The sequence below is a fragment of the Streptomyces sp. NPDC000594 genome (genome assembly GCF_040299965.1).
In the GTDB taxonomy this organism is placed as follows: domain Bacteria; phylum Actinomycetota; class Actinomycetes; order Streptomycetales; family Streptomycetaceae; genus Streptomyces.
Genome location: NZ_JBEPCY010000018.1, coordinates 30269 through 51294 on the forward strand (window position 1 = coordinate 30269; position 21026 = coordinate 51294).

Sequence of the window (21026 nt, forward strand, 5' to 3'; positions counted from 1 at the left end):
GTCGCCTTCGTGTGTGGTGCAAGGGTCATCAGCAGCCCTGCGATTCTGGCAGTGCTGAAGGTCACACAGACATAGATCTGAGGACTTTCTGAGGTTGCGGGCGGATAAAGCAAGGCCCGGGAAAAGTAAACCGTCGCAGTAAATCATGGCTTGCGCGCATTGCGGATCACCGGCCGGGACGGCGGGGGCCCGACCCCTTGAGGGACAAGGGGAGTGCCGTACGGGATGTGACATTCACGATGTGCCGGGGGCCGGGGATGTACGGGGCACGGCGCGGAGTCGGGGCATACCGGCAGCTCAGAGGGCGTACCGGTGCCTCCGGAGGCAGGGGCGTACCGGCGGCTCAGAGGCCTCAGGAGGCGGGGGTGTACCGGCGGCTCAGGAGGCGGGGGCGTACGGGTGGCTCAGGAGGTGGAGTCGGGGGCGAGCACATCCAGCTCGGCGAGGGCACCCACCGCGATCTCCCGGGTGATGCGCTCGGCCCGCTCGGCGTCGCCCTCCCGTACCGCCTGCGCCACCTCCACATGGAGGGTCACCGCCGCCGGGTCCGGGTCGTCGAACATCACCTGGTGCCGGGTGCGTCCGGTGAGGATCGCGCCGACCACATCGCCGAGCCGGGCGAACATCTCGTTGCCGGAGGCGGTGAGGATCACCCGGTGGAAGGCGATGTCATGCCCGAGGTACTCCTCCAGCCGCTGGCCGCGCGAGGTGGCGACCATGCCGAGGGCGCACGCGGTCAGCTCGGCGCACTGCTCGGGGGTGGCGTTGCGGGCGGCGAGCCCGGCGGCGACCGGCTCGATGGCGGAGCGCAGCACGGTCAGGGAGCGCAGCTGCCGGGGCCGGTCCGCCCCGGCGAGCCGCCAGCCGATGACCCGGGGGTCGTAGACGTTCCACTCCTCGATGGCGCGGACCGTGACCCCGACCCGGCGGCGCGACTCGACCAGCCGCATCGACTCCAGGACCCGGACCACCTCACGGACCACGGTGCGGGAGACCTCGAAGCGCTGGGCGATCTCGTCGGTGCGCACCACGCTGCCCCGGGGGTACTCACCCGCGGTGATCGCGAGGCCCAGGGTGTCGAGCACCTGTTCATGGAGGCCCGGTCCCGCTGTCGTCATGGATCAAGGGTACGGGGCGCCCATCGGCCATCCGTCCAAGAAAAAGTATGACGTTTAGATCTCACCCTCTTGAATAAGTCGTACCTAATAGGTTTCAGTAGCGCGACAGGCCGGTGTCGACACCGTGGTCGGCGCCGGTGGGACGGAAACAGCGAGGCATCCAGATGAGCACCCCTCACGTCGTCGTGGTGATGGGCGTGGCAGGGACCGGCAAGACCACGGTCGGCCCCCTGCTCGCCGAGGCCCTGGGCGTTCCCTACGCCGAGGGCGACGACTTCCACCCCCCGGCGAACATCGCCAAGATGTCGTCGGGGACCCCGCTGGACGACGACGACCGCTGGCCGTGGCTGGACGCCATCGGCGAGTGGGCCCACGGCCGGGCGGGACTCGGCGGCGTGGTCTCCAGCTCCGCCCTCAAGCGGTCCTACCGGGACCGGCTGCGGGCCGCCGCACCGCACGCCGTCTTCCTCCACCTCACCGGGGACCGCGTACTGATCGAGCGCCGGATGTCGGAGCGGACCGGGCACTTCATGCCCACCGCGCTGCTCGACTCGCAGTTCGCCACCCTCCAGCCGCTGGGTCAGGACGAGGCGGGCTTCGCCGTCGATGTCTCCGGCACCCCCGAGGAGATCGCCGCGCGGGCGGTCACCGCCCTGCACGGCCACGACCGGGACCGGGATCGGGACCGGACCGAGAGCCAGACGTAGCACCGGGCCCCGGCCCGCCCCCACCCCCATCGCACCACTCACCAAGGAACCACCGTGACCAGTCTCAGCGTCGAGATGCTGGCAGCGGACGCCGTAGCGCCGATCACCTCGGCCGGCAACGCCCAGCTCGGCTTTGCCGTCCTCGCGGGCATCGCCGTCATCGTCCTGCTCATCACCAAGTTCAAGCTGCACGCCTTCCTGGCGCTGACCATCGGGTCGCTGGCGCTGGGCGCCTTCGCCGGGGCGCCGCTCGGCAAGGCCATCGAGTCCTTCTCCAAGGGCCTCGGCTCGACCGTCGCCGGCGTGGGCGTCCTGATCGCGCTGGGCGCGATCCTCGGCAAGCTGCTCGCCGACTCCGGCGGCGGCGACCAGATCGTGGACACCATCCTCGCCAAGGCCAATGGCCGGACCATGCCCTGGGCGATGGTGCTGATCGCCTCGGTGATCGGTCTGCCGCTCTTCTTCGAGGTCGGCATCGTGCTGCTGATCCCGGTGGTGCTGATGGTCGCCAAGCGCGGCAACTACTCGCTGATGCGGATCGGCATCCCCGCCCTCGCCGGTCTCTCGGTGATGCACGGCCTGGTGCCCCCGCACCCCGGCCCGCTGGTCGCGATCGACGCCCTCGACGCCAACCTCGGCATCACCCTCGGCCTCGGTGTGCTGGTCTCCATCCCCACCGTGATCATCGCCGGTCCGGTCTTCGCCAAGTACGCGGCCCGCTGGGTGGACATCCCGGCCCCGGAGAAGATGATCCCGGCGCGCCCCTCCGAGGACCTGGAGCACCGCCCCGGCTTCGGCGCCACCGTCTTCACGGTGATGCTGCCGGTCGTGCTGATGCTCGCCAACGCCCTGGTCGAGATCGTCGTCGACGACCCCGAGAACCCGGTGCAGAAGGTCACCGATGTCATCGGCTCCCCGATGATCGCGCTGCTGGCGGCGGTGCTCGTGGGTCTGTTCACGCTGGGCCGCGCGGCGGGCTTCACCAAGGACCGCCTCGCCTCCACCGTCGAGAAGTCGCTCGCCCCGATCGCGGGTGTGCTGATGATCGTCGGCGCCGGCGGTGGCTTCAAGCAGACGCTGATCGATGTCGGCGTGGGCCAGATGATCCTGGACATCTCCGAGAACTGGTCGATACCGACCCTGCTGCTCGCCTGGCTGATCGCGGTGGCGATCCGGCTGGCCACCGGCTCGGCGACGGTCGCGACGATCTCCGCCGCCGGTCTGGTCGCCCCGCTGGCGGCCGGGATGTCCTCGACCGAGTCGGCGCTGCTGGTGCTGGCGATCGGTGCCGGTTCGCTCTTCTTCAGCCATGTCAATGACGCGGGCTTCTGGCTGGTGAAGGAGTACTTCGGCATGACGGTCGGCCAGACGCTCAAGACCTGGTCGGTGATGGAGACCATCATCTCGGTGGTCGGCATCGTCTTCGTGCTGCTGCTCTCGCTGGTGCTGTAGCGACAGCGGCGGTACGGGTAAGGGCGGGCGGTCCCCAGCGGACCGCCCGCCCTTACCCGTACCCCCCGGCGGCTCAGGCCACGGCACGCGCGGCGGCCCGGCCCGCCGCCCGCCCGGAGAAGACACAGCCGCCGAGGAAGGTGCCCTCCAGCGAGCGGTACCCGTGCATCCCTCCCCCGCCGAACCCCGCCGCCTCGCCCGCCGCGTACAGCCCCGGCAGCACCTCGCCCCCGTCGTCGAGGACCCGTGCGGAGAGATCGGTCTCCAGCCCGCCCAGGGTCTTACGGGTGAGGATCCCCAGCCGCACCGCGATCAGCGGCCCCGCCTTCGGGTCCAGGATCCGGTGCGGCGCGACCGTACGGACCAGCCGGTCGCCCAGATAGTTGCGCGCCCCCCGGATCGCCGTCACCTGGAGGTCCTTGGTGAAGGGGTTGCGGATCTCCCGGTCCCGGGCGGTGATCTCACCGCGCAGCTCCGCCTCGTCGATCAGCCCCTCCCCGGTGCGCTCGTTCATCCCGCGCACCAGGGCCGGGAGATCCCGCGCCACGACGAAGTCCGCGCCGTGCTCCATGAAGGCGCGCACCGGCCCCGGTACGGCGGTACGGGCCCGCTCGACCACCCCCCGGACCGACTTCCCGGTCAGATCCGGATTCTGCTCGGAGCCCGACAGCGCGAACTCCTTCCCGATGATCCGCTGGTTGAGGACGAACCAGGTGTGGTCATGGCCGGAGCGCATGATGTGCTCCAGGGTGCCCAGGGTGTCGAAGCCGGGGAAGAGCGGGACCGGCAGCCGCCGCCCCCGCGCGTCCAGCCAGAGCGAGGACGGACCGGGCAGGATCCGGATGCCGTGCCGCTCCCACACCGGGTCCCAGTTCCCGATGCCCTCGGTGTAGTGCCACATCCGGTCGCCGTTGATCCGGCTGGCGCCCGCCCGCTCCGCGACCCCCAGCAGCAACCCGTCGACATGGGCCGGGACCCCGCTGAGCAGCCGGCGCGGCGGGGTGCCGAGACGCTCCGGCCAGTGGGCCCGTACCAGCTCCTGATTGCCGCCGATACCGCCCGACGCGACGATCACCGCCGGGGCCCGCAGCTCGAAGGCGCCCGCGACCTCGCGGCTGCTCGCGGTGCCCCGTTCGGCGGTGGAGGGCTCCAGGATCTCCCCGCAGACGGTGTCGACGGCGCCCCCGGTGGTGCCCAGACCGGTGACCCGGTGGCGGAAGCGCAGCTCGACCAGGCCCCGGGCGGCGGCCTCGCGCACCTGCCGGGCGAAGGGGGCGACCAGCCCAGGCCCGGTCCCCCAGGTGATGTGGAAGCGGGGGACGGAGTTGCCATGGCCGCGCGCACCGTACCCACCGCGCTCGGCCCAGCCGACGACGGGGAAGAACCGCACGCCGCGCCGGTGCAGCCAGGCCCGCTTCTCCCCGGCGGCGAAGTCGACATACGCCTCGGCCCAGCGGCGGGGCCAGTGGTCCTCGGACCGGTCGAAGGCGGCGGTGCCGAGCCAGTCCTGGAGCGCCAGCTCCCTGCTGTCCCGGATGCGCAGCCGCCGCTGCTCGGGCGAGTCCACCAGGAAGAGCCCGCCGAAGGACCAGTGGGCCTGCCCGCCGAGGGAGGCCTCCGGCTCCTGGTCGAGCAGGACGACCTTGCGCCCGGCGGCGGCCAGTTCGGCCGTGGCCACCAGACCGGCGAGACCGGCCCCGATCACGATCACATCAGCGTCGTACGCCATGGCAACCATCCTTGTCGGCGCGGAGGGTGGGACGATCGGCGGGCGACCGGGCGCCCGTCCGGTGGGGCGGCCGGCGGTGACGGCGACCGGTCCGATCTTCCGTACGGTCCGGTAACCCGTCAACGCCCCGGACCGAGTCGGATCACCGGGAGGCACCGCCCGGGGGAAGGCGGGGTGGCATGGGAGCCGCCGAGGAACTGCTCGATGTCGTGGACGCGTCCGACCGGGTGATCGGTCAGGCGCCCCGGGGCGAGGTCTACGCGCGGGGGCTCTGCCACCGCTGTGTGTTCGTCCTGGTGACCAATGCGGCCGGGGAGATCTTCGTCCACCGCAGGACCCCGGGGAAGCTGGTCTTCCCCTCGCGGTACGACATGTTCACCGGCGGTGTCGTCGGCGCGGGCGAGAGCTATGACGGGGCGGCGCTGCGCGAGGCGGGCGAGGAGTTGGGCGTCAGCGGGCTGCCGCAGCCCACACCGCTGTTCCGCTTCCGCTACGACGGCGAGGGCATGTCCTGGTGGTCGGCGGTCTACCAGGTGCGCTGGGATCTTCCGGTACGGCCCCAGCCCGAGGAGGTCGACTGGTACGCGTTTCTGCCCCGCGCGGAGCTGGAGCGGCGGCTCGCGGAGGAGACGGCGCACGGCGAGTGGGTCCCGGACGGGCTGGCCGCGTACCGGCTGCTGACCGAGTACGGCCACTGATCATCTGATCGTTCCGCGCGGGTAGGGTGCGAAAGGTGAGCGACTTCGCGCGGAGCCTGCGGCTGTGGTTCGCGCCCGACCGGGTGCGGGCGGAGGGAAAGACGCCCGACTACCGTTTCTCGCTCGCCAATGAGCGCACCTTCCTGGCCTGGCTGCGCACGGCGCTGGCGCTCATCGGCGGAGGGTTCGCCGTGGACCAGTTCCTGCCCGATCTGCGCTGGGGTGTACGGGTGGGTCTGGCGCTGGGGCTGCTGGGCGCCGGGGTGCTGTGCGCGCTGCGGGCGGTGAACCACTGGGTGCGGTGCGAACGGGCGATGCGGCGCGGCGAGGATCTGCCGGTCTCCCGCTTCCCGGTGCTGCTGGGGCTGGTGACAGCGGCGGTCGCGGTGGCGATGGTGGTCGTGGTGCTCTTCGGCTGGGAGGGCGGGCGGTGACCGACGGCCCGGGGCCGGCCAAGGCTCCGGAATCCGCAGGTCCGGGCTCCGGGGGTCCGGGCTCCGACGGCCCTGCGGCGGAACGGCCGGTACGCGATCCGGGGCTCCAGCCCGAGCGGACCCGCCTCGCCTGGCGCCGGACCACCCTGGCCTTCACCGTGGTGGGCGTGCTCGCCGTCCGCCAGGCGCTGATGACCGGCGGCGAAGGGACCCGGGGCACGGTCGCCCTGGCCGCCGGGGCCCTGGTGTGGCTGGCCCTGCTGGCGCTGGCGCACCGCAGGATCCGGGTCCTGGGCGGCGGTCCGGTGCCCCCGCTGCTCGGCCCCTGGGAGGCGCGCGCGGCGGCGGCGTGCACGCTGGCCCTGGCGGCGCTCGCGATGACGATGATCGTCTGACCCACGACGGCCCCCGGCCTGGCGGCGGCGTCGCCCGTACCCCCGTAACACCCCTTCCCACCTGAGGTTTTCCCGCGCGTCGGCGGAGGCTCCCGTACCCACTGGACGACATACCGACTGGTCGGTCATCATAAGCGGGGCACCGCACCCCCGTTCCCCGCACAGCCCCCTGTCGCCCCTCGGAGGAGCCCCGATGAGCCCAGTCGCCCCGCCCGGTCTCGACCCCGAGAGGCTGCGCGGCCATCTCGACCGGGTCCGCCCCGGTCTGGTGAGCGGACCGCTGAACGCCCGGCTGATCGAGGGCGGCCGGTCCAATCTCACCTATCGCGTCACCGATGGGGCCCGGCGCTGGGTGGTCCGCAGGCCGCCGCTGGGCCATGTCCTCGCCACCGCCCATGACATGCGCCGGGAGCACCGGGTCATCAGCGCCCTGGAGTCCACGGCCGTCCCGGTGCCCACGGCGGTCCTGCTCTGCGAGGACGAAACGGTCATCGGGGCCCCGTTCTATGTGATGGACTTCGTCCCCGGCACCCCCTACCGCCGGGCCGAGGAGCTGATCCCGCTCGGCCCCGACCGCACCCGCCAGGTGGTGCTCGGGCTGGTGGACACCCTGGTCGAGCTGCACTCCGTGGACCCGGACGCGGTCGGCCTCGGCGACTTCGGCCGACCCGAGGGCTTTCTCGACCGGCAGCTCAGGCGCTGGGGCAAGCAACTCGCCGCCTCCCGCAGCCGGGAGCTGCCGGGGATCGAGGAGCTGCACACCGCGCTCGGCCGGGCACTGCCCTCCTCCCCCGCGCCCGCCGTCGTCCATGGCGACTACCGGCTCGACAACGCCCTGGTCGGCCCGGACGACCGGATCACGGCCGTCCTCGACTGGGAGATGTCCACCCTCGGCGACCCCCTGACCGATCTGGGGCTGCTGGCGATGTACAGCACCCCGGCCGAGCTGCCCGGCTCCCCGATCGGCGGTACGGCGGGGTCGGCGGGCCATCCGCCCGTGGCGGAGCTGATCGAGCGGTACGCCGCCCGGTCCGGCCGGGACACCTCCGCGATCTCCTGGTACACGGCCTTCGCCTGGTTCAAGCTGGCCGTGATCCTGGAGGGCATCCACTACCGCTACACCCTCGGACAGACCGTCGGCGAGGGCTTCGACCGGATCGGCGCCGTCGTCCCCGTCTTCATCGAGCACGGCCTCACCACACTCCAGGAAGGCTGAACCCCACCCATGGACTTCGCATACGACGCGCGCACCGAGGAGCTGCGGGAGCGCCTGCTCGCCTTCATGGACGAACGGGTCCACCCGGCCGAGGAGATCGCCGAGGAACAGCGGCAGCGGCTGGCGTCACCGTGGGACACCCCCCGGGTGGTGGCGGAGCTGAAGGCCGAGGCGCGGCGGCGGGGGCTGTGGAACCTCTTCCTCCCCGACCCGGAGTACGGGGCGGGGCTGACCAATCTCCAGTACGCGCCGCTCGCCGAGATCACCGGCCGCAGCCCGCAGCTCGCCCCCACCGCGCTGAACTGCGCCGCGCCGGACACCGGGAACATGGAGGTGCTGGCGCACTTCGGTGACGCCTGGCAGCGCAAGGAGTGGCTGGAGCCGCTGCTCGCCGGGGAGATCCGGTCGGCGTTCGCGATGACCGAGCCGGAGGTGGCCTCCTCGGACGCGACCAATATCCGTACCCGGATCGAGCGGCGCGGCGACGAGTACCTCATCAATGGCCGCAAGTGGTACATCTCGGGGGCGATGAACCCGGAGTGCCGGATCCTCATCGTGATGGGCAAGACCGACCCGGACGCCGCCGACCGCCGCCGCCAGCAGTCGATGGTGCTGGTCCCGGTGGACACCCCCGGGGTGACGGTGCGCCGCGCGATGCGGGTGTACGGGTACGAGGACCATGCGCACGGCGGGCACGCGGAGGTGGTCTTCGAGGATGTCCGGGTGCCGGTCTCCCATCTGATCGGGGAGGAGGGCGGGGGGTTCGCCATCGCCCAGGCGCGGCTGGGGCCGGGGCGGATCCACCACTGCATGCGGCTGATCGGGATGGCCGAGCGGGCGATCGAGCTGATGTGCCGCCGGGCGCTCGACCGGACGGCGTTCGGCACGCCCCTCGCCGACCAGGGGGTGGTCCGGAACTGGATCGCGGACTCCCGGGTGACGGTGGAGCAACTGCGGCTGCTGGTGCTGAAGACGGCATGGCTGATGGACACCGTGGGCAACAAGGGGGCCCATACGGAGATCCAGGCCATCAAGATCGCCACGCCCCGGGCGGTGCAGGAGATCCTGGACCGGGCGGTGCAGATCCATGGGGCCGGCGGGGTGAGCCAGGACTTCCCGCTGGCGGAGCTGTGGGCGTCGGCGCGGACCCTGCGGCTGGCGGACGGCCCGGACGAGGTGCACCAGCGCTCGCTGGCCCGCCGTGAGCTGGACCGCCATCGGTGACCACGGCAGCCCTTCCGATACAGCGGTGACCGCCGGACCGGACCCCTGGGCGGGTCCGGTCCGGCGGTCCGGTGGATCAGGGGCGCAGCGCCCGCATCAGCAGATCGGCGAGGTGGTCGGCGACCTCGCGCTTGGTGAGCGGCCCGTTGGGCCGGTACCAGGTGGAGAGATGGTGGACCGAGCCGAAGTGGTAGTCCACGACGAGGTCCGCGGGGGTGGCGGTGGAGAAGACCCCCGCCCGCCGGCCCTCCTCGATCAGGGCGCGGAAGCGTTCGTGGTAGCGCCGGCGCTCCGCCCGTACCTGCTTGTGCTTCTCCGGGCTCAGATGGTGCATGGAGCGGAAGAAGATCGAGGCGTCGTCGAGGTTGTCGATGGTGGTGACGACGACATCGGCGGCGGCGGCGCGCAGCCGGACCTCGACCGGCTCGTCCGCGTCGGCATAGGCGTCGAGCCGCTCCTGCTGGACCCTCAGCACCCGGGCGTAGACCTCGTGGAGGAGGTCCTCCTTGGAGCCGAAGTAGTGGTAGAGGGCGCCCTTGGTGACCCCGGCGGCCTCCACGATCTCCTGGACCGAGGTGCGGTCGTAGCCCTGTTCGGCGAAGAGGCGGGTGGCGGCGGCGAGCAGTCTGCTCGGCACCGGGGTGTCGTCCCCGTCCGTCGTCCTGGCCATGGCCGCCACCAACCTCTCGTTCGCTCTGCTCCGTGATGTCCGGTGCCGTCCGTGCGGTCCGCGCGGTCCGCGCGGTCCGCGCGGTCCGCGACGGCCGCGTGCTGTCCGTGACGTCTGTGCTGTCCGTGACGATTCTGACGGCCGCGCGGGGGGCGCGGTTCCAGGAGGCACCGGTTCCGTTCCGAGGATCTTCCCACTAATCGCGGGGGGTGCCGTGCCCGGGACCCGTCTCCCAGGCCTGCTGGAGGCCGTTCATCCCATCGAGCCAGCGCTCGGGGTCGGTGGCCCGGTTGCGGGCGAAACCGGCGACCTCGGGGTGGGGCAGGATCAGGAAGCGGTCGGCGGCGATGCCCTCGAAGAGGGCGTCCGCGACGGTGTCCGGCTCGATGGCGGTGGGGGCGAGGACCAGCTCCCCGGCGGAGCCCGCGGCGGTGAGCATGTCGGTGCGGACCCCCTGCGGGCAGATGGCGTGCACCTTCAGTCCGCGGTGGCGGTAGGTGAGGGAGAGCCATTCGGCGAAGGCGAGGGCGCCGTGCTTGGAGACGCTGTACGGGGCCGCGCCGATCATGGTGAGCAGCCCGGCGGCGGAGACGGTGGAGACGAAGCGGCCGGTGCCGCGCTCCAGCCAGTCGGGGAGCAGCGCGCGGGCCGCGCGGACATGGGCCATCACATTGACGTCCCAGGCGGCGGCCCAGACCTCCTCGTCGGCGAAGGCGTCGCCGGGGGAGGCGAGTCCGGCGTTGGCGCAGTAGATGTCGACGGTGCCGCCGAGTGCCTCACGGGCGTCGGCGATGACGGCGGAGGCGTCGCCGGGGACCGCCGTGGCGCCGATGGCGGAGGCGACGGCCCGCGCCTTGCCGGGGTCGAGGTCGTTGACGACGACCCTGGCGGCCTCCGCCGCGAACCGGCGGGCGAGTGCGGCACCGATCCCGCCGCCCGCTCCGGTGACGACCACTCCCGCGCCCTTGACCTCGTCCATCGCTCTCCCCTTGTCCGTGTTCGGCCGGCGTCCCGCCCCGACGCGATCAGGCACATACTAACCGGTCGGTATGACCCTGGACAGAGCGGATCGCGCCGTCCGGATCGTTCCCCCGGGCCCCGCGTGGCGCTAACGTACGCCTCGCCGACGTACACATCACCGACGTACGCCTCGCCGACGTACGCATCGCCGACGCGCCATGACGGACCGTTCCGGCCGGAAGGGGATCGGATGAGCCTGTCCAGACGGGGGCTGCTGGCCGCCACGGGAGCGATGGGGGCACTGGCGGCGGGCACCCCCTCCGCCGCCGCCGGGGAAGCCACAGAAGCGGAGCGGCTCGGGAGGGCGGGGGCCCGGCGGGTGCGCACCGGCTTCGACCGGCTCGCCGCCGCCGGATACGCCCCGCTGGCCGGGGAGCGGGTGGGCGTGATCACCAACCCCACCGGGGTCACCGCCGAGCTGCGGCACATCGTGGATGTGATGCACGCCGACGACCGGGTCGACCTCATCGCCGTCTTCGGGCCCGAGCACGGCTTCCGGGGCACCGCCCAGGCGGGCGGCTCCGAGGGGCGGTACGACGATCCGGCCACCGGGCTGCCGGTCTTCGACACCTACCGGCTCAGCGGGCAGCGGCTCGCCGATGTCTTCACCGCTTCGGGCGTGGACACCCTGGTCTTCGACATCCAGGATGTGGGCGCCCGCTTCTACACCTATATCTGGACGCTGTACGACTGCATGCGCTCGGCGGCGCTCGCGGGGAAACGATTCGTCGTACTGGACCGGCCCAATCCGATCACCGGCCGCCGAGCGCTGGGACCGGTGCTCGACCCGGCGTACGCCTCCTTCGTGGGTCTGGAACCGATCCCCCAGACCCATGGCATGACCGTCGCCGAACTGGCCCTGCTCTTCAACGCGGAGTTTCTGCGGGAGCGGCCGGTGGAGCTGGAGACGGTCCGGATGTCGGGGTGGCGGCGCGGCGACTTCCAGGACTCCACCGGGCTGCCCTGGGTGCCGCCGAGCCCCAATATGCCCACCCCCGACACGGCCCTGGTCTACGCGGGGACCTGCCTCTTCGAGGGAACCACCCTCTCCGAGGGCCGGGGCACCACCCGGCCGTTCGAGCTGCTGGGCGCGCCCGGGATCGACCACCGCTGGGCCGCGGCGGCGAACGCGCTGGAGCTGCCCGGGGTGCGCTTCCGCGAGGCGTACTTCGCCCCCACCTTCTCCAAGTTCACCGGGCAGACCGTGGGCGGGGTGCAGCTCCATGTCCACGACCGGGAGGCCTTCGATCCGGTACGGACCGGTATCGGGCTGCTGGTGACGGCCCGGCGGAGCTGGAGCGGCTTCGGCTGGACCCAGGACGGGCGGTGGATCGACCGGCTGACCGGCTCCGGGCGGGTCCGCGCCCTGATCGACGCGGGCGCGGACACCGACGCGGTGGTGGCGTCGTGGCAGCCGGAACTGGCCGCGTTCCGCCGGCTGCGACGGCGCTATCTGCGCTACTGAGCCCGGCCACCCGGGGGTGTCGGGGGCACGGGAGGGTCCCGGCGGTGTGCCCGAGGGCGTCCCGGGGGTGTCCCCCACCCGGTGGCAGGGGGGCCACCGGATGGTGGCGTCCCCGCGCCCGCGCCAGCCTGGAGCCATGGACTTCCCGACAACCGCACCGCTGGGACGACGACGGCTGACCGCGCTCGCCCTCACCACCCTGCTCGCCTCCGGGGCGGTGGCATCCCCCGCCGCCGCCCGGCAACGCCGACACCCCCCGACCGGCCCGGCATCCGCTCCCCCGGACACCCGGCCCGCCCCCGCCGACCCCGTACCCGCGCTGGCACGGGCGGCGCACCCGCTCACCGAGCTGCGCCCGCTGGAACGGATGATCCGCGGGGCGTCCATCGTGGGCCTCGGCGAAGCCACCCATGGCTCCGGCGAGTTCTTCCGCGTCAAGCACCGGATCCTCGAACACCTCGTGGAGCGAGCGGGCTTCACCACCTTCGCCCTGGAAGCCAACTGGAGTACGGGGGTCCGCCTCGACGACTATGTCGTGCACGGCCGGGGCGACCTCGAACAGATCATGCGCGAGGAGTTCCAGAGCTCGTACACCCTCTGGAACACCCGGGAGTACCGGGATCTGATCCGCTGGATGCGGGAGCACAATCTGCGGCATCCGCGCCACCCCGTGCGGTTCATGGGCAATGACTGCTCCTACGCGAGCGCCGCGCTCTTCGACACCGTGACCCGCTATGTCGCCGACCACCGGCCGGGGCTGCTCGCCGAGGTACGGGAGCGGTACCGGCCCTGGCGGCCGACCGGGACCGTGGCGGAGACCGTGAGCGGGCTCCTCGCCGCCCCGCTGGCGGAGCGCCACCGGATGCGGGACGACCTGGCGGCGGTGGCGGCCCTGATCGAGCGGCGGCCGGACGGGGCCGACCCGGAGCGGCACTCCTGGGTACGCCGGCACGCCCGCGCCATCGCACAGGTCGGCGGGTTCTACGCGTACGACTACTTCGACCCGGCGCAGACCGGGCCCATGATGCGCTACCGCGACCGGGTGATGGCCGAGAACACGGTGTGGTGGCAGCGGAGGACCGGTGGGCGGGTCCTGCTCTCCGCGCACAACGGGCATGTGGGGTACGAGACGGTCGACCCCGAGCGGTATCCGAAGCTCCAGGGCGCGTTTCTGCGGGAGATGGTCGGGGACCGCTATGTGAGCGTCGGGTTCACCTTCGGCCGGGGGTCGTTCCACGCGATGGATCTGACGGACCCGGCGGAGCCGCTGCGGGAGTTCTCGATCCGGGGCCCGGAGCCGGGCAGCGCCGAGGAGACGCTGGAGCGGGTGGCCCGGCAGGACCACTATCTCGATCTGCGGACCGTTCCGGCGCCCGCGCGGGAGTGGCTGAACACGTACCGGCCGGTGTGGAGCATCGGCAACTCCTGGCCGGAGCGGGCCCGTCCGGCCCGGCTCGCCACCGGGTACGACATCCTGATCCATCTCCGCCGGGTGACCGCCTCCCGGCTGCTGCCGCCCGCCGGCGGTGCTCCGACGGACCGGCGCGGCTGACCGGGTCCCCGACGACCCCGACGACCCCGACAACTCTGACGACTCTGACGAGAACAAGCCATCCCAGGTATGGCTGTGGCGCCCCCGAGGCAGGATCCTTCTGACAGATGCGGACGTATCGGGGGAGGGGGCACCATGCCGGGGATGAGCGTAGGGCCCTATCAGGACATCACCTTCGATGAGGAGGGTGAGGCCGACCGGGCGGAACGCGCCCGGCTGCTCGGGCTGGACTGCACCGATCTGGTGATGTTCGCCCATGACCGGAACAACTCCCCCACCGAGGCGGCCCGGCTGTTCTCGGCGTTCTTCGCGCCCTTCCCCGGGCTGCTGGGGACGGGGGTCCGGATGGCGTACGCCGGGATCGTCTGGCCGTCGATGCGGTTCACCGACGAACCGGCGCCGCCGCTCGTCGTACCGCCGGATCCGCCGGGTCCGCGGGGACCGCTCCCGGAGCCGGGGACGGGAGCGGTCCGTCCACCAGGCGCGGTACCGGAGGACGGGCGGATCGCGCTGGACCCGGGGACCCGGCTGGCGCTCCAGGGGCTGTTCCCCGGCCATGAGGGGACGGTCGCCCGGCTCGCCGCGCTGCTGGAGCGGCGGCCCCGGGCCGAGGGGGCGTTCCATGAGTTCGGGCGGCTGGCCCGGAATCTGGCGGAGACCCCGCCGGGCGGTCTCGGCAGCTGCTTCGGCCAGGACCTGCCCCAGGACGAGCAGGGGCCACCCGCACTGCTATACGAGGACACCCTCACCCTCTGCCGGGAGTTCACGGCGGCGCTGGAGAGCGCCCGCCCGGCCGGGGAGACCGGTGCGGCGGCGGACCGGCTGTGGCGGGGGGCGAAGGAGCTGCTCCGCCAGACCACGTACTACGCGCTCAAGCGCCGCGCGGGGGCCGTCGGCGAGCTGGGGCTCGGCCCCCTGCTGGGACAGCTGGCCCGCAGCCGCCCGGGGACCAGGGTCCATCTCGTGGGCCACAGCCAGGGCGCCCGGCTGGTCGCCTTCGCCCTGCGCGGACTGCCCGACGGAGCACGGAACGTGAAGTCGGTGACCTTCCTCCAGGGAGCCTTCTCGCACTACGCCTTCGCCGCGAGCCTGCCCCACGCGGCCCAGAAGTCCGGGGCGCTGCGGGCGATGGAGGACCGGGTCGACGGGCCGGTGGTGGCCTGCTACTCGCGGTACGACAGCGCCCTCGGGGTGCTGTACCCGCTCGCCTCCCGGCTGGCGCGGGACGAGCGGAACGGCCTCGGCGGCCAGGACCGGCGCTGGTGGGCGGTGGGGCACGACGGGCTCCGCGCGGTCTCCTCGCCCTCGGTCCGGCTGACCCTGGAGGAGGCGCTGGGCTCGGGGATGCCGGGCTCGGGATGTGTGAGCGTGGACACGGCGTCGGTGGTACGGCGCGGTGGGCCCCCGTCCGGGGCGCACAACGACATCTGCCATCGGGAGCTGGCCCGGGTGGTGGTGGCGGCGGGCCGGATGGGGCACTGAGCGGACCGCGGGACCCCCGTCCCCCACGGACATCACCGACCGTCAGTTTCGTGTACAGGACATCTGCACGTCACCTTTTCCTCATCATCACACTTCGATGGAGCCGGAACGGGCACCCGTACGTCCAAGCGGTAACGCCGATGTACCAGCGACGGAGGTGGCAGAGCGATGGCCGGTTTTCGGAGTCTCGCGAGACAGGTCCGGGACACACGGTGCGACATGGCGCTACGGCGCTACTCGCTGCGGAAGTGTCTGGAGCGTTTCGCCCCCTATGGGCACCGGGCGACCTGGGACCATCTGTGCTCCCGGCACAGGATCCATCCCGAGGACAGGTCCCCCGACCCTGAGCGGCTGGTGGCCGCACTCGATGAACTGGAGCGCGCGCGGGCCGTCTGGCTCGCCTATGAGGAGCGCTTCGCGGACCGGCGCCGCCGGGAGAAGTACGACGGGCTGCGACGGCTCTCCGCCGAGGACGAGTGGCACCGGCGCGCCCGGGGCGGCAATGGCGTGGCACGGTGCGACCGCCCGCACGCCCACCCCTCGGCCCCGCTGGACGAGGTGCTGAGCCGGCTGATCGAGGCGCTGGAGCGGGAGCCCGCCGCCCACTGCCCCGTCTGCGCGGCCACCGTGATCGTGTGGCGGCGGGATCTGACGGACGAGCCGTGGAACGGGCCGGTCTGCACGGGCTGCGGCATCGTGGTGCCCCGCCCGGCGCTCACCCCGGAGACGGTCGCGGCGGCCAAGCGGGCCACCCGGAACGCCCTGGCGTCGGCGGCCTGAGAACGGACCGGGGCGAACGGCGCCCCGGTGGAGGCGGTGGCCCGGATGAGTACGGGGGCGGGCCGCCCCGGCCCCAGGAGGCCGTCCACCCGTGAAGGCCGGGCGCGGAAGTCAGGCGCGGAGATCAGCCATGGAGATCAGCCGTGGCGGCCGGGCGCGGAGATCAGTCCTCGTCCTGATAGCGGACCGGCAGCAGCCGGGAGCCCGCCATCCGACGGCCGAAGGCGTCCTCCGGGTTGGAGAGGACACAGGTCTCCAGGGAGAGACAGCCGCAGCCGATGCAGTCGGTGAGATGGTCCCGCAGCCGGTGCAGCTGCTTGATCCGGTCGTCCAGCTCGGTACGCCAGGTGTGGGAGAGCCGGGCCCAGTCGTCCCGGTCGGGCGTCCGCTCCTCGGGCAGCTCCGTCAGGGCGTCCCGGATGGTGGCGAGCGGGATGCCGACCCGCTGCGCGGCCCGGACAAAGGCCACCCGGCGCAGGGCGTCCCGGGCGTAGCGGCGCTGGTTCCCACTGGTGCGGCGGCTCTTGATGAGCCCCTTGGCCTCGTAGAAGTGCAGGGCTGAGACGGCCGCGCCACTGCGCGCGGACAGCTGACCTACGGTCAGTTCATGGCTCTGCTCGGGAGTCTCGGACACCCCGTCCACCCTACTGGGTCCGTCGTTGACAGCCGCCCGCCCTTTCACCATGCTGAGCAAGCGCTCAGCGCCGAGCGGGCGTCCGGGGAAGGCCCGTGGGCGTCGCGGGGCCGCGCCGGAGGACAGGGATGGGTGAGATGGCCGAACCGAGGATCTTCACTTCCGCCGGAGAACTGCGCGCCGCGATCGGCGAACCGCTCGGCTACAGCGACTGGCTGGAGATCGACCAGAAGCGGATCGACCTCTTCGCCGAGGCGACCGGCGACCACCAGTGGATCCATGTGGACCCGGAGCGGGCCGCCGCCGGGCCGTTCGGGGCGACCGTCGCCCATGGCTATCTGACGCTCTCCCTGCTCCCCGCGCTGGTGCCGCAGGTGCTGCGGGTCGAGGGCCTGAGGATGGGGCTCAACTACGGTACGGACAAGGTGCGCTTCCCCGCCCCGGTGCCGGTGGGGTCCCGGCTGCGGGCCACGGCGGTGATCGCGAATGTGGTGGAGACGGGTGGCGGAGTGCAGGTCACCGCGGTGGTCACGGTGGAGCGCGAGGGCGGCACCAAACCGGTCTGTGTGGCCGAGTCGGTCTCCCGCTACTACTTCTGACCCCGTACCCGCCTCCGACCCCGCTACCGCTTCCGGCGCCGCTACCGCTTCCGGATCCGGCCGCCGCTCCCGACTGCCGTTACGGCTTCCGGGCCGGTGCCCCCGGCGCCGCGCCGGCTCCCCCGGTGACCATCCGCAGGACCAGATCGGCGTAGAGCGCGCCGACCTCCTCCGGGGTGCGCCGCCCCCGGATGTTGAACCAGCGGGCCACATCGATGCAGAGCGAGAGCACGGCCAGGGTGGTCCCGGGCAGATCCGGCACATCGAACTCGCCCGTCTCCACACCGTCGTGGAGGATGCCCCGGACCACGGCGCCGCTGCGGCGGCGCAGCTCCACGATCTCGGCCCGGTGCTCCGGGGAGAGCGCGTCCAGCTCGTACTGGACCACCCGGGCGGTGTCATGGCGGCCCGCGTGCCAGCGGACGAAGGAGCTGACGGCGTCGGCCAGCCGCTCGCCGGGGGTGCCGGGGCGCTCGGCGGCGGTGGACAGCACCTCCAGGGCGCGGTCGTGGCCGATCCTGCTGATCCGGTGGAGCAGCTCTTCCTTGGTCTTGTAGTGGATGTAGAGCGCGGCGGGGCTCATACCGGCGCGGCCCGCGATGTCCCGGGTGGTCGTCGCGTGATAGCCGCGCTCGGCGAACGCCTCGACGGCCGCGACCAGCAGCTTTCTCGCCGCCTCCGGCGCGACCTCGGCCCAGGGGGCCTCGTCGCCGATTCTTTCGTCGGCCGTGTTCATGGCCCGCCTCTCTCCTGCTACCAGGGGGAACACCATACCCCGGCAGGTGAGCAAGCGCTTAGATGTGCGATCCGCCGGGCGGGTGGACCGCCCGGCGGGGATCCGGCGGGGTCCCCGCCGGATCGAAAGGCACCGGGCGCCGGTGAGCGCCGGGACCGGAAACCGTCAGAACTGGAGCGACTTGGTCTGAAGATACTCCCGCAGCCCGTGTTCGCCCAGCTCACGCCCGACACCCGACTGCTTGTAGCCGCCGAAGGGGGCCAGCGGGTTGAACCGGCCGCCGTTGATGTCGACCTGTCCGGTCTCCATCCGCCGGGCGAAGGCGACCGCCTCGGCCTCGTCGGCCGCCCAGACCGCGCCCGCGAGCCCGTACACCGTGTCATTGGCGATCCGCAGCGCGTCCTCGGTGTCCTCGTACGGCAGCACCGCCACCACCGGACCGAAGATCTCCTCCTGGGCGATGGTCATCCCCGGGGTGACATCGGCGAAGACCGTGGGGCTGACGTAGTACCCCTTCTCCCGGGGCGCCTCGGGTCCGCCGGTGACCAGCCGGGCGCCCTCAGCGATCCCCTGCTCGATCAGGCCCCGGACCCGGTCCCGCTGCCGGGCGCTGACCAGCGGCCCGATGCCCTCGCCCGGCGGGTGTCCGGCGGCGGCCCCGGCGGCCAGCCGGACGGCCTCCTCGTACCGCTCCCGGTGGACCAGCATCCGGCTCCACGCGTTGCAGCTCTGCCCGGAGTTGAACATCACCCGGGCGACCCCGGTGGTGACCGCGCGGGCGAGATCGGCGCCGGGCAGGATCACATTGGCGGACTTGCCGCCCAGCTCCAGCGCCACCCGCTTGACCGCTCCCCCGGCGAGGGCGCCGATCTGCCGGCCGACGGCGGTGGAGCCGGTGAAGGAGACCAGGTCCACACCGTCGTGGGCGGCGAGCGCCGCACCGGCGACCGGGCCGGTGCCGGTCACCACATTGACCACCCCGGCGGGCAGCCCCGCCTCGTGGACGGCCTCGGCGAAGCGCTGGGCGGTCAGCGGGGTGTTCTCGGCGGGCTTGACGACCACGGTGCACCCGGCGGCGAGCGCGGGCGCCACCTTGGCCACCACCTGGTGCAGCGGATAGTTCCACGGGGTGATGGCGGCGACCACACCGACCGGTTCCAGCAGCACCGTGGAGTTGCCGACGCGCTCCTCGAAGGCGAAGCCGGCCGCCAGTTCGGCGTAGGACCCGGCGATGGTCACCGGGAGCCCCGCGTGGACCTGGCGGGCGAGGGCGGGCGGGGCGCCCAGCTCGGCGGTGATGGTGGCGGCGATGGTGTCCGCGCGGGCCGCGAGGACGTCCCGGAGCGCGGCGATCCCGGCGGCCCGTGCCGCGGGCGGGGTCGACGCCCAGCCGGGCAGGGCGGCGCGGGCGGCCCGTACCGCCGCGTCGATGTCCTCGGCGGTGCCCGCCGGGACCTCGGCGATGACCTCCTCGGTGACGGGGTCGACCACCTCGATGGTGTCGCCGGTGGCGGCGGGGCGCCACGCTCCACCGATGTACATCCCGTTGTGGGGGTTCAACGCGACTCCTCCTGGAACTCCGCCGACCGGTGACCGCTGGCCGCTGACCGCTGACGGGGTGGTGCTTCACCCGTACGGCTCAACGTAGCCAGCGCGGGTCCCGGCTGCCACCCACGCCCGCCCCCGCGAAAACGGTCCACCCGGTGCCGGGCGGGCCGTTGCGCGGGGGCGGGCCCGAGCGGCGTCAGCCGTCGAAACCCAGCAGGTCGGCGGGGGTGGGACAGACCCGGCGGCCGTGGTGGTCGAAGACATAGAGCCGGGCCAGGTCGACCAGGAGCGGCACCCGCGCCCCGGGCTGGAGCCAGAGGTCCGGGCGGGCCCGGACCACCAGGTCACCGGGGGTCAGGGCGGCGCCCTCCGGGTCGTAGAGGGCATAGGGGTCGTACGGGGGCCGACCCGTGCCGCGGGCTCCGGAGCGGCCCGCCTCGGCCGGTCCGGTGGGTGGCCGGCCGCGGACCGGGCGGCCGGTGCCGCGCCCGGTGGGCCGGCTCCGCCGGGGTCGCGGCGGACGGGGTGGCTCCGGCTCCGGCACGGCGGCGGCCCGGGAGCCGGTGTCGCAGTGCACCAGGGCCTCGTGGCCCTGGTAGTCGGTATGGGCCACCACCCCGCCGAGCGGGACCTCGCCGGGTCGCGCCCGGCTGGGAAGGGCGATCCGGACCGCCTCGGAGCGCAGCCCGACCACGATCCGCCGCCCCTGCTGGATCCGGAGCAGCTGATGGTCGACGCTGAGCGGTTCGGGCAGCGGCAGCCGCTGTCCGCCGAGGTCCAGGGCCATTCCCCCGCCGGGCGGGGCGTGCACCACGGCCTGGAGGAGGCTGATCCGGGGGGTGCCGACAAAGGTGGCGACGAAGAGGTTCCGGGGCAGGCCGTAGATGTCGCGGGGCGGCCCGATCTGCTGGAGCACCCCCGCGCGCAGCACGGCGACCCGGTCCCCGAGCGCCATCGCCTCCGCCTGGTCATGGGTGACATGGAGGGTGGTGGCCCCGGTCTCCCGGACGAAGCGGACGATCCTCGCCCGCAGTCTCAGCCGCTGCTTGGGGTCGCTGTGGGCGAGGGGTTCGTCCAGGAGGAGGACGGAGGGGCGGCGGGAGAGGGCCCGCCCCATGGCGACCCGCTGGCGTTCGCCGCCGGAGAGCTGGGCGGGGTAGCGGTCGAGCAGCTCCTCGATCCCGAGCCGGCGGGCGGTGGCCTCGACCAGGGGGCCGGGGTCGCGGCGCGGGTGAATCACCCGAAGGGGGAAGCCGATGTTGTCGCGGTTGGTCATCGTGGGGTAGAGGGCGAAATCCTGGAAGACCATGGCCATGTCGCGGGCGCCCGGGGCGAGTTGGCCGGCGGGTTCTCCGTCGAGCAGGAGTTCACCGTCCGTGGGGTGTTCCAGTCCGGCTATCAGACGCAGGACGGTGGTCTTTCCGCAGCCGGAGGGGCCGAGGAGGGCCAGGAATTCACCGGGTGCGACTCCGAGGGTGAGCCGGTCGACGGCGCGCGGTGCCCGTCCATAGCTTTTGCTGACGTTGTGCAGGGAAATGGCGCGTGTCATGTGGGGGTCCCGCCGTGA

The 21026-nt window shown here is 72.9% G+C and carries 20 protein-coding genes; 12 read left to right on the forward strand and 8 right to left on the reverse strand.

Annotated features, from left to right (window positions below; translation table 11 throughout):
- Window positions 1-404: 404 nt before the first annotated feature.
- Window positions 405-1118 carry a FadR/GntR family transcriptional regulator gene (locus ABT354_RS23540; RefSeq protein ID WP_351496970.1) on the reverse strand — a complete coding sequence of 238 codons (714 nt, stop codon included), beginning with the start codon at window positions 1116-1118 and terminating at the stop codon, window positions 405-407.
- A gap of 164 nt (window positions 1119-1282) precedes the next feature.
- Here ABT354_RS23540 and ABT354_RS23545 point away from each other — a divergent pair, with 164 nt between their 5' ends.
- Together ABT354_RS23545 and ABT354_RS23550 are read left to right on the forward strand one after the other, a co-directional pair.
- Window positions 1283-1825, forward strand: coding sequence for a gluconokinase (locus ABT354_RS23545; protein WP_351496972.1), 543 nt, complete (start codon window positions 1283-1285; stop codon window positions 1823-1825).
- Between the two features lie 54 nt (window positions 1826-1879).
- Window positions 1880-3277 (forward strand): GntT/GntP/DsdX family permease, encoded by a 1398-nt coding sequence (locus ABT354_RS23550; protein ID WP_351496975.1) that lies wholly within the window; start codon window positions 1880-1882, stop codon window positions 3275-3277.
- Window positions 3278-3350: 73 nt separating this feature from the next.
- Here the strand turns inward: ABT354_RS23550 and ABT354_RS23555 are convergent, their stop codons facing one another.
- Entirely contained in the window at window positions 3351-5006 is a 1656-nt protein-coding gene (locus tag ABT354_RS23555; RefSeq protein ID WP_351496977.1) for an FAD-binding dehydrogenase, read from the reverse strand.
- A gap of 179 nt (window positions 5007-5185) precedes the next feature.
- Between ABT354_RS23555 and ABT354_RS23560 the strand changes: the two genes are divergently transcribed.
- The 5 genes from ABT354_RS23560 to ABT354_RS23580 all read left to right on the forward strand — a co-directional run bounded on the left by ABT354_RS23560 (window position 5186) and on the right by ABT354_RS23580 (window position 8973).
- Window positions 5186-5704: an NUDIX hydrolase gene (locus ABT354_RS23560; RefSeq protein WP_351496979.1), complete on the forward strand. Its 519-nt coding sequence runs from the start codon at window positions 5186-5188 to the stop codon at window positions 5702-5704.
- Between the two features lie 35 nt (window positions 5705-5739).
- Complete coding sequence (locus ABT354_RS23565; protein ID WP_351496981.1) at window positions 5740-6138, forward strand: YidH family protein; 399 nt, start codon at window positions 5740-5742, stop codon at window positions 6136-6138.
- On the forward strand, window positions 6135-6533 hold the full coding sequence (locus ABT354_RS23570) for a DUF202 domain-containing protein (RefSeq protein WP_351496983.1): 399 nt from the start codon (window positions 6135-6137) through the stop codon (window positions 6531-6533). The genes ABT354_RS23565 and ABT354_RS23570 overlap by 4 nt, the downstream gene beginning before the upstream one ends.
- A 193-nt stretch (window positions 6534-6726) precedes the next feature.
- Window positions 6727-7749, forward strand: a complete 1023-nt coding sequence (locus ABT354_RS23575) for a phosphotransferase family protein (RefSeq protein ID WP_351496985.1) — start codon at window positions 6727-6729, stop codon at window positions 7747-7749.
- Window positions 7750-7758: 9 nt separating this feature from the next.
- Window positions 7759-8973 (forward strand): acyl-CoA dehydrogenase family protein, encoded by a 1215-nt coding sequence (locus ABT354_RS23580; protein WP_351496987.1) that lies wholly within the window; start codon window positions 7759-7761, stop codon window positions 8971-8973.
- A 76-nt stretch (window positions 8974-9049) separates the two neighbouring features.
- Here the strand turns inward: ABT354_RS23580 and ABT354_RS23585 are convergent, their stop codons facing one another.
- Together ABT354_RS23585 and ABT354_RS23590 are read right to left on the reverse strand one after the other, a co-directional pair.
- A complete protein-coding gene (locus tag ABT354_RS23585; protein WP_351496989.1) occupies window positions 9050-9643 on the reverse strand; it encodes a TetR/AcrR family transcriptional regulator in 594 nt (197 codons plus the stop codon).
- 196 nt (window positions 9644-9839) lie between these two features.
- Window positions 9840-10622 carry an SDR family oxidoreductase gene (locus ABT354_RS23590; RefSeq protein ID WP_351496992.1) on the reverse strand — a complete coding sequence of 261 codons (783 nt, stop codon included), beginning with the start codon at window positions 10620-10622 and terminating at the stop codon, window positions 9840-9842.
- 231 nt (window positions 10623-10853) lie between these two features.
- On the opposite strand from ABT354_RS23590, the gene ABT354_RS23595 reads away from it, so the two are divergent.
- The 4 genes from ABT354_RS23595 (at window position 10854) to ABT354_RS23610 (ending at window position 15942) form a co-directional block, all read left to right on the forward strand.
- Window positions 10854-12128, forward strand: a complete 1275-nt coding sequence (locus tag ABT354_RS23595) for an exo-beta-N-acetylmuramidase NamZ family protein (RefSeq protein WP_351496994.1) — start codon at window positions 10854-10856, stop codon at window positions 12126-12128.
- Window positions 12129-12264: 136 nt separating this feature from the next.
- Window positions 12265-13680: an erythromycin esterase family protein gene (locus tag ABT354_RS23600; RefSeq protein WP_351496996.1), complete on the forward strand. Its 1416-nt coding sequence runs from the start codon at window positions 12265-12267 to the stop codon at window positions 13678-13680.
- Between the two features lie 144 nt (window positions 13681-13824).
- Window positions 13825-15162, forward strand: coding sequence for a lipase family protein (locus ABT354_RS23605; RefSeq protein WP_351496998.1), 1338 nt, complete (start codon window positions 13825-13827; stop codon window positions 15160-15162).
- Window positions 15163-15330: 168 nt separating this feature from the next.
- Window positions 15331-15942 carry a hypothetical protein gene (locus ABT354_RS23610; protein WP_351497000.1) on the forward strand — a complete coding sequence of 204 codons (612 nt, stop codon included), beginning with the start codon at window positions 15331-15333 and terminating at the stop codon, window positions 15940-15942.
- Window positions 15943-16105: 163 nt separating this feature from the next.
- Here ABT354_RS23610 and soxR read toward each other — a convergent pair whose 3' ends face one another.
- Window positions 16106-16627 carry a redox-sensitive transcriptional activator SoxR gene (gene soxR, locus ABT354_RS23615; RefSeq protein ID WP_502983487.1) on the reverse strand — a complete coding sequence of 174 codons (522 nt, stop codon included), beginning with the start codon at window positions 16625-16627 and terminating at the stop codon, window positions 16106-16108.
- A gap of 86 nt (window positions 16628-16713) precedes the next feature.
- Between soxR and ABT354_RS23620 the strand changes: the two genes are divergently transcribed.
- Window positions 16714-17175, forward strand: a complete 462-nt coding sequence (locus ABT354_RS23620; RefSeq protein ID WP_351497004.1) for a MaoC family dehydratase — start codon at window positions 16714-16716, stop codon at window positions 17173-17175.
- A 79-nt stretch (window positions 17176-17254) separates the two neighbouring features.
- Here the strand turns inward: ABT354_RS23620 and ABT354_RS23625 are convergent, their stop codons facing one another.
- From ABT354_RS23625 to ABT354_RS23635, 3 genes are all read right to left on the reverse strand, one after another.
- A complete protein-coding gene (locus ABT354_RS23625; RefSeq protein WP_351497006.1) occupies window positions 17255-17911 on the reverse strand; it encodes a TetR/AcrR family transcriptional regulator in 657 nt (218 codons plus the stop codon).
- 165 nt (window positions 17912-18076) lie between these two features.
- Complete coding sequence (locus ABT354_RS23630) at window positions 18077-19471, reverse strand: aldehyde dehydrogenase family protein (RefSeq protein WP_351497008.1); 1395 nt, start codon at window positions 19469-19471, stop codon at window positions 18077-18079.
- 184 nt (window positions 19472-19655) lie between these two features.
- On the reverse strand, window positions 19656-21008 hold the full coding sequence (locus tag ABT354_RS23635) for an ABC transporter ATP-binding protein (RefSeq protein ID WP_351497010.1): 1353 nt from the start codon (window positions 21006-21008) through the stop codon (window positions 19656-19658).
- Window positions 21009-21026: the final 18 nt, after the last annotated feature.

What these genes read in the sequence shown, in the direction of transcription:
- ABT354_RS23620 (WP_351497004.1), top strand. Translation starts at nt 16,714, where the DNA reads ATGGCCGAACCGAGGATCTTCACTTCCGCCGGAGAACTGCGCGCCGCG.
- ABT354_RS23585 (WP_351496989.1), bottom strand. Translation starts at nt 9,643, where the DNA reads ATGGCCAGGACGACGGACGGGGACGACACCCCGGTGCCGAGCAGACTG.
- soxR (WP_502983487.1), bottom strand. Translation starts at nt 16,627, where the DNA reads ATGGTGAAAGGGCGGGCGGCTGTCAACGACGGACCCAGTAGGGTGGAC.
- ABT354_RS23580 (WP_351496987.1), top strand. Translation starts at nt 7,759, where the DNA reads ATGGACTTCGCATACGACGCGCGCACCGAGGAGCTGCGGGAGCGCCTG.
- ABT354_RS23595 (WP_351496994.1), top strand. Translation starts at nt 10,854, where the DNA reads ATGAGCCTGTCCAGACGGGGGCTGCTGGCCGCCACGGGAGCGATGGGG.
- ABT354_RS23545 (WP_351496972.1), top strand. Translation starts at nt 1,283, where the DNA reads ATGAGCACCCCTCACGTCGTCGTGGTGATGGGCGTGGCAGGGACCGGC.
- ABT354_RS23625 (WP_351497006.1), bottom strand. Translation starts at nt 17,911, where the DNA reads ATGAACACGGCCGACGAAAGAATCGGCGACGAGGCCCCCTGGGCCGAG.
- ABT354_RS23610 (WP_351497000.1), top strand. Translation starts at nt 15,331, where the DNA reads ATGGCCGGTTTTCGGAGTCTCGCGAGACAGGTCCGGGACACACGGTGC.
- ABT354_RS23600 (WP_351496996.1), top strand. Translation starts at nt 12,265, where the DNA reads ATGGACTTCCCGACAACCGCACCGCTGGGACGACGACGGCTGACCGCG.
- ABT354_RS23590 (WP_351496992.1), bottom strand. Translation starts at nt 10,622, where the DNA reads ATGGACGAGGTCAAGGGCGCGGGAGTGGTCGTCACCGGAGCGGGCGGC.
- ABT354_RS23605 (WP_351496998.1), top strand. Translation starts at nt 13,825, where the DNA reads ATGAGCGTAGGGCCCTATCAGGACATCACCTTCGATGAGGAGGGTGAG.
- ABT354_RS23560 (WP_351496979.1), top strand. Translation starts at nt 5,186, where the DNA reads ATGGGAGCCGCCGAGGAACTGCTCGATGTCGTGGACGCGTCCGACCGG.
- ABT354_RS23540 (WP_351496970.1), bottom strand. Translation starts at nt 1,118, where the DNA reads ATGACGACAGCGGGACCGGGCCTCCATGAACAGGTGCTCGACACCCTG.
- ABT354_RS23555 (WP_351496977.1), bottom strand. Translation starts at nt 5,006, where the DNA reads ATGGCGTACGACGCTGATGTGATCGTGATCGGGGCCGGTCTCGCCGGT.
- ABT354_RS23635 (WP_351497010.1), bottom strand. Translation starts at nt 21,008, where the DNA reads ATGACACGCGCCATTTCCCTGCACAACGTCAGCAAAAGCTATGGACGG.
- ABT354_RS23575 (WP_351496985.1), top strand. Translation starts at nt 6,727, where the DNA reads ATGAGCCCAGTCGCCCCGCCCGGTCTCGACCCCGAGAGGCTGCGCGGC.